A 12,019-nucleotide genomic window follows, 5' to 3' on the forward strand; every position below is an offset into this window, starting at 1 on the left:
CTGCTTTTCAGCGGTCTGCTCTACGGTGTCGTGCTTTTCAAGCAGGTAAAGGTCCGCGGGGGTCACCAGGTGCGACGTGACGGCGTGTTCCACGAGCCGCGCGCGGCGGTTGGTGGCAAGTTTCCCGCCGCCGCCCCGCAGGCCGGCGACCCCCACCTTGTCGAGCTTGTCGCACACGTTGTCCAGCTTTCTGTTGAACCGGGTCAGTGCCCAGCCCAGGGTTTTGGCGGCGTCGGCCGAGGACGGGATGGCGCTGAAGCCGGTCCCTTCCCGGCGCAGCATGGGTTCGGCGAGGGCCACGATCAGTGCCTTCTGCGAGGTGGTGAAGAGCACGGGGCCGATCGTGGTGTCACCGCCGCTGTCCTCGTCGCGGGCTTGTTGCCGGAAGGCGGGGGTCCGCAGGTGCGCGGCGAACTCGTAGGTGGTGGGGCCCGCGGTGAAAATGACGTTGGTGTGGCTGAAGACCAGCGGAATCCGGGCGCCCGGAGCCAGCCACGCCTGCATCCCACCGGAAGCATCGGCGATGGTCGCGGAGAGCATGCTGCCGACGTTGCTCAGCCACCAGATGCCGTCGTACCGGGCGATCTGCAGGAACTGCCGGTGCAGGTACGGGTTGTCGTCCACCTCGAGGTCGCCTTCGCGGCCGATGCTGAAGATGTCCTCGTCCGAGGGTTCATGCCACTCGCCGCAGAAATCTATTGCCAGATCCCCCATAATCCGTGCCTTTCTGGAAAGTCGTTGGTGCTGCTAGTTCGGGACGCAGGCGATGGAATCCGGGCCCAGCGGCGAGGAAGCCCCGTCGCTGCGGACGATCATGACCTGGATGCAGCTGGGTTCGGCCGGGTTCGCCGCGATCTCAGCGGCCGGCCCGGCGGACGACTGGTACTCTCCTCCGCCTTTGAGCGTGTGGACCCGCCATTTATAGCTGTCGCCGGTTTTCGGCTGCGGGTTGGTCCAGGTGAAGCTGACCTTCCCGGCCGGACCGGCAGCCCCGGCGAGCCCGGTGACGTCCGGCACGGTGCCGTTGTCCAGGGCGTCCGCGGGCGGTTTGCTGACCTGGTCCATGGCTTTCGGCGCCGGCTCGGGCCGGGTGGTGCCGGCCACAACCCCGAGGGCGACGGCGGCCACCAGGATGGTGCCGCCGACAATGGAGAGCAGCAGCTTGCGGCGGCCGTGGCCCGCCGGCTGCTCCCCCGCACCCTCGTCCCCGTCGCCGGCGGGAGCCGCCGCGCTGGAACGGTTGACCGTGGCCGCCAGGTCGTCCTCGGGTGCGGTGTCACGGATGGCGGGATTCCGGCCGCCGGCCGGGGCGCCTGCGGTCCGGCCGCCGGGGGCAACGAAGCCGGGCAGCGCCGGGCGCTGGACCGTTGAATCATTGGAAGCGGTTGCCTGGTTGTGAGCAGTTGCGTTGTTGAAAGGGGCGCCGTTGTTGAAGGTCGTGGCGTTGTCGGGAGTGGAACCCGTGTCCGTGCCGGGGAACCTGGCCGGGAAGGTGGGGGCGTTGCCGGTGGCGTCCGGATCGATCGCGGCGACGCTGCGGACCCTGGTTTCCTCGAAGCCGTCGTCCGGCTGGTTGTCCTCGGTCCGCGGCTCCTCCAGGACTTCGAACGACGTCACGGAGAGGTTCAGTTCGGCCTGGATCCGCTGCAGGGCCAGCGCGAAGGCGTGCGCCGAGGAGTAGCGGGAGGAATCGGACTTGGCCATCGCCGTCGAGAGCGCCAGTTCCAGGGATTCCGGCACGTCGGCGCGGCCCAGTTTCGGCACCGGCAGATTGGTGATCCGTGAGATCAGCTCACGCTGGGAGTTGTCCGCCCCCGGCAGCACAAACGGGGACCGTCCGGCCAGCAGGGTGTAGAGCGTGGCGCCGAGCGCCCAAACGTCCACCAGGACCCCGTCGACATGGTGGCCGGTGAACTGCTCCGGCGGGGACCACGGGATGGACATGCCCGCGTCCTCGTCCGTGTCCCCGGCCAGGGTGCCGGAGATGCCGAAGTCCGTCAGGGCGGGCCGGTTGTAGTCCGTGACCAGGATGTTGGCGGGCTTGATGTCCCGGTGGGCGATCCCGGCCCGGTGGGCGGTCTCGACGGCGGACGCCACCTGGATTCCGATGGCCAGGACCTCGTCCACGCTGAAACGCTGCCGCCGGTAGCGGACGTCCAGGCTGGGCCGGGAGCAGTACTCCATGGCGAGGTAGGAATGCCCGGAATCGGTGATCTCGGCTTCGAAGATCGTCACGATGTACGGGTGCGAGGACAGCTGCGCCATGAGGTTGGCTTCAGATTCGAAGCGGCGGCGGGCGCCTTCGGTTTTCAGATCCGAGAGCAGCACCTTGACGGCCACCTTGCGGCGCGGCCGGTCCTGTTCGTAGAGATAGACATCGGAGAAGCCGCCGGAGCCGAGCAGGCTGATGTAGGTGAAGCCCGGGATGACTGGCGGCGGGGCTACGGGCCGTTTTGAACTCACGGGATCTCCTCAAAGCGCAGCGAGATGCCGTCGCCGACTTCCGCGATGTCGCCGTCGAGCAGGATCGCCATCTCGCCCTGGGCCAGCCGGCGCGGGGGCTGGCCCTCGCGGACCAGCACGGTGCCGTTGGTGGCCTTGAGGTCGCACAGCATGACGTGCCAGCCTTCGAGCCGGACCTCCACATGCGAGCGGGAAATGTCCCCGCTCGGGCTTGCCACCTGGATCAGTTTGGGCATCACGGCGCCCTGGACGCGCGAGACCGAGGGCTGGCGTCCCACGATGAGTGACTGGTCCAGATCGATCAGCTCGCCGGTGGACAGGCGCATCCGGCCCAGGCGGGGCCGCCGGACCTGGACGCCGTCGCCGGGCAGCGGCTGGCCGCAGCGGCCGCACTGGGAGTAGGTGGAGGGGTTGGCGTGGCCCTGCGGGCAGACCCGGGCCAGCACCATGGGCCCGGTGGCCGGTTCGGTTGCCGTTCCGGTGGACGGGCGCTGGGCGCCGGCCGGCCGCGGACCTGCCCCTGCGAACTCGCTCTTCATGATCGTCTGGCCGTCGTGGTCGGCATCCGCTTCGGGCTGCGGGTCAGACAGTTGCAGGGCAGGACGTTGCAGGACAGGCGGGTGCAGGGCAGGCGGCTGCGGAGCCGACGGCGGCAGCGCCGCGACCGCCGCGGGCACAGGCGCCAACGCCGGCGGGGACGCCTGGGACGCCTGGGACATCTGGGACGCCTGGGTCGCTTGGGACCGTCGGTCGCCGCCGGTGTGCCAGGGGACGGAGTCGATCAGCCCGGTGGGCAGCGCCGGGCGCGGCGGTCCTGACGGTTCCGGCGCGGGCGGTTCCGGCGCGGGGGCGGGGGCGGGTTCGGGTTCTGCGGCCTCCTGCGCGTCGGCCGGAGCCGGCTCTGCGCCGGCGGGCTCGGTGCTGGCGGAGCCGGTGCTGGTGGAGCCTGCGGCGGACTCGACGGCGGGTTCGGCGTCGGGGTCCTCGCGGACGGCGGCGTCTTCGATGTTGCGCATCACCGTCTGTTCCCAGAGGTGGTCGTAGCTGCCGGTGGGCTCCTGTTCGGCTGGCTCCGGTGCCGCGGCCGGCTGCTCCGCGGACGGTTCTGGTTCCCTCACGGCTGTTGCCGGTTCGGCGTCGTGCGCCGGTGCCGGTTCAGGTTCGGGGACTGGTTCCGGTTCACCGTGCAGGGTTCCGTCCAGCTCGAGGTCCCCATCGGGGAACTCCAGCACGGTCTCCGCGGAGGCGCCGTGCTCGCTGAGCTCGGCCGCGATGTCTGCTTCGGCGGCCGCGAGGACTTCGTCGTCCACCGCAGCGTCGTCTGTCGCTGCTGCTTCGGCCACCGCCCCGGCGTCCGAAGCAGCCGGATCGGCCACAACGGCAGTGGCCGCCGTGGCAGGGATCGAAGGAACCGCCGGCACGGCCGCACCGGTGAAGTCCACCCGCAGGCTTTGGAGCAGGACAACCCCGTCAGCCAGGGGCAGGTCCGCCGCGGCGCCGGAGGTCCGTGCGGCGCCGGAATTCCCTGCGGTGTCGGCAGCGGGGACGGTCAGGCTGAATCCGTTGGCCGCCGCGAAGCGCCGTTCCGCCCAGGTGGTGACCTCCCGGCCGCTCAGTTCCAACGGGCCGGAGGGCAGGTCCACGGTGAGGTCGATCTCGCCGCGCAGGAACACCTGGATGGGGCCCCGGCGTGCCACGATCGCGAACCACGGCAGCCTGGCGAGCGAACCGCCCGAGGCCGACGACACGGCGTCGAGCACCTCGTGTGCCTCGGGGCCGGTGGCCAGCAGCTCCCACAGTGAGTCCACCAGGGCCGGCGCGGTGTCCGGGCGCAGCAGCACCACGGTTCCGGAGCGCACCACACCGAGCCAGCTGCCGGGTGTGTAGCGCGCAGCAGCGGCGGGGTTACTTGCCATCATTCGGGTCCTTGCCCTGTCCTTCAGAAACCTGCCCATCAGAAACCTGTCCTGCGGAATCCTGTCCTTCGGAAGCCGGTCCTTCAGCAACGGCTCCCTCAGCAGCCGGCGCTTCAACCGGTGTCGCACCGGCCCCGGAAATCTGTTCCCCGTTGGGCGCCAGGTCCAGGGCATCGGTCCGCGGCAGGGTGTCCTCGTCCTCCGCGGCGGCGGCGCTGCGCGGCGCGGTCCGGGCGGCGCCGTCGTCGTTATTGACATTCGTGGCGTCCACGACGATGCAGGTGACATTGTCCCGGCCGCCGCTGCGCAGGGCCGCCTGGATAAGTTCATCCACGGCCGCCTGCGGGTCGGTCCGGGAGCGCAGGATATTGGAGATGTGCTCGTCGTCGAGTTCGCCGTTGAGCCCGTCGGAGCAGACCAGGATCCTGTCCCCCTCTTCGATGGGCAGCAGCCAATAGTCGGCCTCGATCTCGTCGCCGGTGCCCAGGGCCCGGGTGACGACGTGGCGGCGCGGGTGCACGGCGGCCTGCGCCTGGCTGATCTGTCCGGCGTCCACGAGTTCCTGGACCTCGGAGTGGTCGACGCTGACCTGCTTGAGCTTGCCCTGGCTGAGCCGGTAGGTCCGGGAGTCTCCGATGTTGAGGACCAGCCAGTACGGGACCCCCATCTGCTCCACGACCACAACGCCGGACAGTGTGGTCCCGGCGCGGGCGCCCGTTGCCTCGCGGATGCTTTCGTCGGCCATCAGCAGGTGCTCCTGCACGACGCCGGCGGTTGCGTCCCGCCCGCCGCTGGCCAGTTGCGGGATCCGGGCGAGCGTGCGGACGCAGATGCCGCTGGCAATCTCACCGGCCTCGTGCCCGCCCATGCCGTCCGCGACAGCGAAGACGGGATCGGAGGCAATAAAGGAATCCTCGTTCATTTCGCGGCGCAGGCCGCGGTCCGTGCCGTAGCCGGCGTTCAGCCGCAGGCCCGGGGGGCTGCCCGGGGCCGGCACGGGGGCAGCATCGGAATTCGCTGGGGTGGGAACGGCGGCCGGCTGGGGAATCATGCCTGTCCTAAGTAGAAGGAGCGGTCACCGAAGTGCACGGTGGACCCGGGGCGGACGTGGGTGGGTTCCCCCGCCGCGAGGGCGGTACGGATACCGTCCGGGGTGGTGACGGAGCTGCCGTTGGTGGAGTCGCGGTCGGTGACCCAGATTCCCCCGTTTCCGGCAAGCAGGTGCAGGTGGGTCTTGGAAATGGACCGGCCGGGGTCGGCGACCGGGACGAGCTGCGCGGTGTCCTCCCCGAGGTGTCCGGCGGGGTTCCGTCCGATCAGCACGCTGCGGTCCAGCTCGATGTCGCGGCCGTCGTCCAGCCGGATCCGGAGCATCGCGACGGTGACCGGGGCGTGCGTGTCGCCCCGGACCTGGGTGCGGTCGTGGTCGTCGTCGGGGTGCGTGCCCGGCTGGAGGGCCGCGGCGGGCGGCGCGAACGAGGCGGCGTGGGGAACCGGCTGCTGTCCGGCGACGGGCCGGGGTTCGACGGCGGGCGCGGGCGCCGCGGCGGGCTGCCACTGGTTGGGATCGAGCGCCGCCGGAGCCGCCGGCGCAACCGGCGCAACCGGCGCAACAGTGGCGGCGGCAGGAGCGGCGGCTGCGGCGGCCGATCCCGCCGCCAGCGGCGACAGGACCTGCTGCACCGGAGGGAGGTCCATCGGCGCGAAGCTGTACGGGCCCTGGATGCCGCCGGTGGTGATCGGATTGCGTCCGGCTTTGACATCGAAGACGAGGGTCTTGGCGGCGGTGTCGTGCCAGCCGCGGAGGCGGCCGTTGCGGTCCCACGTGTTGGAGAGCACTACGAGGACAGCCCAGGCCGCGCCCAGGAACAGGAGCGGTCCCAGCACCAGGAGTGCGACGCCGAACCATTGGAAGATCACGACCGCGGCGGCGGCGGCCACGGCGAGCAGCACGCCGGCGCCGGTGATGAGGCCGCGGAGGAACACCGCTCCCCCGCCCGGGGCGAAGCCGTCGGCATCCGTGCTGCGGATGCCCATCAGCCGGTTGCCGGGGGTCGCGCCGGAACGGGCCTCGAGTGGGGCGGCAACCGCTGTGTAGACCAGGGTGAGGCCCGCGCCGACGCCGCCGAACAGCACCAGGGACGAGGTGTCGTAGACGATGAAGCCCCCGCTTTGCCTCCTGGTGACTCCGGCGAAACCGATCGCCAGCAGGATGGCCAGGATGGTGACCGGCGGGAGCCAGTCCAGCACGGCGGCCCCCAGCCGCTTTCCGGCAGCGGCAGGAACCAGTTCAAGCTTGTTCCGCATGGCGGGTCCTCCCCCTGGTCCGCGGCCCGTGGCTGGGCCCCGCGTTACCGGGATACTACCGGGGATCAGGCCGGGGTGCCCGACGGCGGGGTTCCGGGCGTCCGCGCCGCCGGGACCCCGCGGGTGGATCTCCTGCGGGTCCCGGGCCGCGGGAAGCTCCCGCACATTGCGGACGTTCCGCGCGGAACGGTTGCTCAGTGGCGTCCCGCAGGAGGTGCAGAAAGCGGCCCCGCGGCGGAGCGGCTGCTGGCAGCGCGGGCAGAGCTCGGCGTCGTCGGTCATGGCTTGTTGCGGTTCTTCCTAGCGGTCTGGCTGGCGTCGGCCGGGGTGCCGGCAGCATCAAGGCGCGCCGCCGGCGGCGGACCGGACTCCACTGTACCGGCAGGGTTTTCCGGAGCGGCGGGCGCCGCGCGCTTCCGGCCGGGCTGTCCGGTCCGGCCCGGCTGGAGGCCCCGCAGTGTGAGCGCGGCCCGGCCGTCGGCCAGCAGGGAGCGCGGCGAGAACCGGGCCCGCTGCCGGCCCCAGAAGCCGAGCGTTCCGGTCATTTCCTTGAGCGAGCCGTCCACGGTCTCCCAGTACTGCCGCACCTGGTCCTCGCTCGGCTGGCCGGCGCCGAAGATCGCCGCATCGGCCCGGTGGGCGAGCAGCGTGGTGCTTCCGCCGGCGGCCGGGAACGCACCGGCGAGCACGACGGCGGACTCGCGCCGGGTGGCGCGGCTGTCCACCCCGGCGCCGAGGTCCGTCGCGAGGCTGACCACTTCGTTCCAGCCGCCGCCGACGCGCTGCGCCGGCGGGCCCTCGCTGAAGCGGGCCTTCCGGCGCCGGGACTTGAGCAGGGCGATCAGCAGCAGCGGCAGCGCCAGGACCGCGATCGGGATGAGTGCCAGGCCGACCGCCGTGAGGAGGGGGCCCCAGAAGAGCCAGGGGTTGTTCTTCTTCTCGTCGGCATCGAGCGCATCCGGTGAGGAGTCGGGCGGAAGGTCCGCGGGCTCCTGCGGCGGCGGCGGCGGTTGCAGCACCTGCGGCTTGGGCTTGGACTTGTTCTCCGGATCCGGCGGGATCGGAACATTGTCCTTCGGCGGGGTGGGATCGAAGGACACCCAGCCCACGCGGTCGAAGGCGACCTCGACCCAGGCGTGGACGTCCTTGCCGGTGATCTTGACCTCGCCGGCGCCGTTTTCCGGGCTCTTGGGATCCGGGTAGAAACCCATCACCACGCGGGAGGGGATGCCGAGGTGGCGCAGCATGAGCGACATCGCCACGGCGTACTGCTCGTCGTCGCCCAGCATTTGTTTGGCGGTGAGCAGGCTCCGGACGCGGTTGGCGCCGTGGCCGGAGACGCTGGGCAGCTGGCCGTCGGCGATCAGGCCGTTGCTGAAGGCGCCCTTTTTCTGGAAGTGCGCCTCGATCTGGCGCACCCGGTCAATGGCGGTAGGGGCATCGGCGGCGAGGTCGTTCGCCTGGGACCCGACGACGGGAGGCACCTCGGCGGGGTCCGGGAGGGACATCGGCGCGAAGCCGTACTGCGTCAGCTGACCGTGCTCCAGGGTGGCGGGATCGGCTACCTGGACGCGGTAGGCATCGCCCTTCGCCAGGCCCTTGGTGGTCACGGCCGTGTCCGTGCCGGCGTTGAAGTACAGGCCGGACGCGGCGCCGGAGCCGTCGCGGGCGAAGCTGATGCCGGTGGTCTTGCGGCCGCCAGGCAGGAAGTAGCCCTGGTAGTCCTCGATCGTGATGTCCAGGGTGTAGTTGTTGCTGGGCACAATCCCGGTGGAGTCGGCCAGGGTGTTGAGGGATTTCGCGTCGCCCACCTTGCTAAAGCTGCCGGAGCCGTTCGGGTCCATGTTGTAGTTGGTGCCGTTGAAGGAGTCGAGCGCAGCCAGGCGCACCCGGGCATCCCTGGGCAGGCCCTTGACGACGAAGAGGCTGTCGTCCTTTTTGTCCTTGACGAAGTTGCGGAAGCTCGCCAGCGGCGTCACGTAGTCCTTGGGGTCAAACGGCGGGACGATCGTGTTGCGCAGCACGCGGCGGTCGTCGCTGGCGGTGACCAGCGGGGACGCGACGGCGGTGACCGCCACGGCGACGGCGATCACCGCGGCGGCGGTGCCCAGCCGGCGGAGCGTGGCCGCCCGGGCGGTGGCCTCGTCCGTCTCCAGCCGGTTGACGGAGACCTTGCGGGTGTCGCTGCGGCGGAGCGCGTCGCGGCGGAAGGTGGCCCAGGCGATCGCGACCACGGTGAGGGAGATGCCGCGTTCGACCGTGAGGAACCCGGCGTTCGTGCTGAAGGCGATGCCGGTGACGAACAGGACCAGCACCGGCAGCAGCGGCCAGTACGGGCTCTTGAGCCGCCAGATCAGCAGCCCGGCGGCCAGTGCGGTGAGGAGCGAGCTCAGGAACGGCACAATCAGGGTGCCGCCGGCGGTGCCGACCGGCACGCCGACGGTGAGCATGTCCTTCCAGGCGAACACCACGCCGAGCAGCAGGGTGCGCAGCGAATCGAGGGTGGGCAGCACCCCGGCGAAGGAGGCTTCCGGGACGGCAAGGGCGGTGCCGAAGACGAGGTATGTCCCGAGGGTCAGGGCTGCGGTGATCAGGAGCCCGAGCCGGAAGTGCACCGCGGCCGCCGCCAGGGCCAGGCCGAGCAGGATGCCGCCGAAGCCCGCGACGAGGTAGTAGGGGTCGCCGCCGAAGCTGAGGCTGAAGCCGAGCACGCCCAGGCCGAGGAGCACGGTGAGGGCACCGGCGTCGAGCCCGAGGTGCCAGAGCGGCTGGCCGCCGGTGAAGCCGGAACGCTTCGCAGCTGCCGCGCGGTTGCGGGAGCGGAGCGGGGTTGCGGTGCTCATGCTGCCGCCTTCTTCAGCACGATGGCCAGGTCTGAGAGGTCGCCGAGGGTCAGCACGGTAAGGTCCCCGATGGCGGCCCGGGCCGGGGCGGCGCCGGACTGGAGCCGGACGGCGAGGGTGCGCACGCCCAGCGGCACCGCGGCCGAGGCGGAGCGCAGCTGCGTGGCGGTGACGTTGCTGCCCACGATCAGGAACACCACGGAGGCGTTGGGGACGGTGTCCGCAAGGCTCCGGGCGAGGTCGACGGCGGTCTTGCGCTGCGGCGCGCCGACGATCCGCGTCATGTCATCGAGCATGTTGCGGCCGGTTTCGCAGCGCAGCGGGCCCTTCTGGGTGAGCACATCGAGGTCACGCTGCTCGCGGATGGCCTGCCGTCCGATCGAGGCGGCGGCGGAGATGGCCAGTTCGAACTCCTCTTCGGAGGCGTATTCGTCCGTGTTGATGGACAGCGAAACGGCCAGGTGCGCGCGGCGGGTTTCCTCGAACTGGCGGACCATGAGCTTGTTGGTCCGGGCCGTGGTCTTCCAGTGGATGTGCCGCCGGTCATCGCCCGGCACGTAGTCGCGCAGCGCGTGGAAGGACACGTCGGCGCTGGACAGGTCCGTGGTGGGCATGCCCTCGAGGTCGCGGATGAATCCGGCGGCCGAGCCGGCCAGCGCCGTGGTTTTCGGGTGCACGAACAGGTCCTCGGGTTCGGTCCAGAGCACCTGGCGGCGCAGCAGGTGCAGCGGGTCGGCGCGGACCGAACGGACCGGACCGACCACAATCACGGCCCGGCGCGCGGTGGGGATGGTGAACAGGTCCTCATGGACCTGCCCGGGTTTCATCCGGGGCAGGTGGAACACCGCCGTGGCGGCCCCGACCGGGAGTTCCAGGTCCGCGGCCAGCAGGGGCCGGGCGGAGGTGTTGGAGACCGCGATACTGCCGACGGCGCTGTCCCCCACCGCCACCCGCGTCCGCGCCAGATCCAGGACGACGCCGTAGGAGGAGCGGCCCAGGATGAAGCCGACGGCGAGCACGAACAGGACGAACGCGGCGATCGCTGCCGCCTTGGCCTCCTGCCAGCCGAACGCCTGGCCGACGGTCCAGAGCAGGATCGAGGCGGCCAGCACGAACCAGCCCAGCAGGCTCACCACGGACAGGACAGGCCACACGTAGCGCAGCCACAGCGCCCGGGCGGCGCGCCAGGCCGGGGCGAGGGCCAGGCCTGCCGTGCTTCCGGCCTCGGTCCAGAGGGAGCCGGGATGCAGCCGGGTGGGCCTGCCGTCCCGGTGGAAGGGCCGTTGCAGGCGTTCAGCAAGCCGGGTCAGCGGAGTGCTGGAGGACATATGGGTGCCTTTGTTCGTGCTGGGTGTTCGGGGTGCCGGTGTGGCAGGCGGTGCTGCCGGGCGGTGCTGCTGGCGGCCTGCTAGCCGGTGCTGGGAGACCCGGTGTTTTGAGACCCGGTGCTAGGAGACAAGGGCGGCACGCTGCTGCGGCGCGGCGACCGCGGCGAGGACGCGAGTCAGCACCGCCTCGGGGGTGGCGCCGGAGAATTCGGCTTCCGGGTCCATCACGAAGCGGTGGGTCCAGACGACGGCGGCCAGGTCCTTGACGTCGTCCGGCAGCACGAAGTTGCGTCCCTGGCTGGCGGCCCAGACCTTGGCGGCGCGGACCATGGCGAGGGCGCCACGGACGGAGACGCCGAGGCGGGTTTCCGGGGCGTTGCGGGTCTCCTCGCACAACCGGGCGATGTATTCGAGCACGGCGGTGTCCACATGCGTCGTGGCGGCGAGGTCGGCCATGTCCGCGATCGCCTGGGTGGTGATGACCGGTGTGAGGACCTTGGAACGGTCCTTGAGGTTGGCGCCGCCGAGCAGCTGCACCGTGGAGGCGTGGTCCGGGTAGCCGATGGAGGTCTTGATCAGGAAGCGGTCCAGCTGGGCCTCGGGCAGCCGGTAGGTGCCGGCCTGCTCGATCGGGTTCTGGGTCGCCATCACCATGAACGGCCGGCCGGCCTCGTAGGTGGTGCCGTCCACCGTGACGCGGGATTCCTCCATGACCTCCAGCAGTGCCGACTGGGTCTTCGGCGAGGCGCGGTTGATTTCGTCGGCGAGGACGATGTTGTTGAAAATCGGCCCCTTGTGGAACTCGAACTTCTGCGTCTTCTGGTCGTAGATGGTCACGCCGGTGACGTCCGAGGGCAGCAGGTCCGGGGTGAACTGGATGCGGTTGTTGGAGCCTTGGACGGTGGCCGCGAGGGCCCGCGCCAGCATGGTCTTGCCGGTGCCCGGGGCGTCCTCGAAGAGGACATGCCCCTCGGCGAGCATCGCGGTGAAGGTCAGCCGGATGACGTGGGTCTTGCCCAGGACGGCCTGGCCCACGTTGGCGACGAGCTTCTCGAAGGTGCCGGAAAACCATTCGGCCTGTTCGGTGGTCATGGTCATGGGGTGGTCCTCTTCTGGTCTGGGTGATTCTGTGCTGGATGAATCTGTACTGGGTGAACTTGCT

At 70.7% G+C, this 12,019-nt stretch carries 7 protein-coding genes and 1 pseudogene; all 8 read right to left on the reverse strand.

The genetic code is table 11. The features are described 5' to 3' along the window. Positions 1-15: 15 nt before the first annotated feature. A pseudogene (locus tag J2W14_RS04300) lies at positions 16-714 on the reverse strand (hypothetical protein); the annotation flags it as partial. 33 nt (positions 715-747) lie between these two features. Beyond that, the gene (locus J2W14_RS04305; RefSeq protein ID WP_307458868.1) at positions 748-2,463 is read right to left on the reverse strand and encodes a serine/threonine protein kinase; all 1,716 of its coding nucleotides are present in this window, start codon (positions 2,461-2,463) and stop codon (positions 748-750) included. After that, a complete protein-coding gene (locus J2W14_RS04310; RefSeq protein WP_307458872.1) occupies positions 2,460-4,382 on the reverse strand; it encodes a hypothetical protein in 1,923 nt (640 codons plus the stop codon). Before J2W14_RS04310 ends, J2W14_RS04305 begins: the two co-directional genes overlap by 4 nt. Further along, positions 4,369-5,430 carry a PP2C family protein-serine/threonine phosphatase gene (locus J2W14_RS04315; RefSeq protein ID WP_307458875.1) on the reverse strand — a complete coding sequence of 354 codons (1,062 nt, stop codon included), beginning with the start codon at positions 5,428-5,430 and terminating at the stop codon, positions 4,369-4,371. The genes J2W14_RS04310 and J2W14_RS04315 overlap by 14 nt, the downstream gene beginning before the upstream one ends. Next, a complete protein-coding gene (locus tag J2W14_RS04320) occupies positions 5,427-6,968 on the reverse strand; it encodes an RDD family protein (protein ID WP_307458877.1) in 1,542 nt (513 codons plus the stop codon). Before J2W14_RS04320 ends, J2W14_RS04315 begins: the two co-directional genes overlap by 4 nt. Next, entirely contained in the window at positions 6,965-9,529 is a 2,565-nt protein-coding gene (locus J2W14_RS04325; protein ID WP_307458880.1) for a transglutaminase-like domain-containing protein, read from the reverse strand. Before J2W14_RS04325 ends, J2W14_RS04320 begins: the two co-directional genes overlap by 4 nt. Beyond that, a complete protein-coding gene (locus J2W14_RS04330) occupies positions 9,526-10,857 on the reverse strand; it encodes a DUF58 domain-containing protein (RefSeq protein WP_307458883.1) in 1,332 nt (443 codons plus the stop codon). Before J2W14_RS04330 ends, J2W14_RS04325 begins: the two co-directional genes overlap by 4 nt. 120 nt (positions 10,858-10,977) lie before the next feature. Beyond that, complete coding sequence (locus tag J2W14_RS04335) at positions 10,978-11,955, reverse strand: AAA family ATPase (RefSeq protein ID WP_307458886.1); 978 nt, start codon at positions 11,953-11,955, stop codon at positions 10,978-10,980. Positions 11,956-12,019: the final 64 nt, after the last annotated feature.

The organism is Pseudarthrobacter oxydans (assembly GCF_030812335.1).
Classification (GTDB): domain Bacteria; phylum Actinomycetota; class Actinomycetes; order Actinomycetales; family Micrococcaceae; genus Arthrobacter; species Arthrobacter oxydans_B.

Coding starts and splice junctions, on each gene's coding strand:
- J2W14_RS04335 (WP_307458886.1), bottom strand. CDS start 11,955: ATGACCATGACCACCGAACAGGCCGAATGGTTTTCCGGCACCTTCGAG.
- J2W14_RS04330 (WP_307458883.1), bottom strand. CDS start 10,857: ATGTCCTCCAGCACTCCGCTGACCCGGCTTGCTGAACGCCTGCAACGG.
- J2W14_RS04310 (WP_307458872.1), bottom strand. CDS start 4,382: ATGATGGCAAGTAACCCCGCCGCTGCTGCGCGCTACACACCCGGCAGC.
- J2W14_RS04325 (WP_307458880.1), bottom strand. CDS start 9,529: ATGAGCACCGCAACCCCGCTCCGCTCCCGCAACCGCGCGGCAGCTGCG.
- J2W14_RS04320 (WP_307458877.1), bottom strand. CDS start 6,968: ATGACCGACGACGCCGAGCTCTGCCCGCGCTGCCAGCAGCCGCTCCGC.
- J2W14_RS04315 (WP_307458875.1), bottom strand. CDS start 5,430: ATGATTCCCCAGCCGGCCGCCGTTCCCACCCCAGCGAATTCCGATGCT.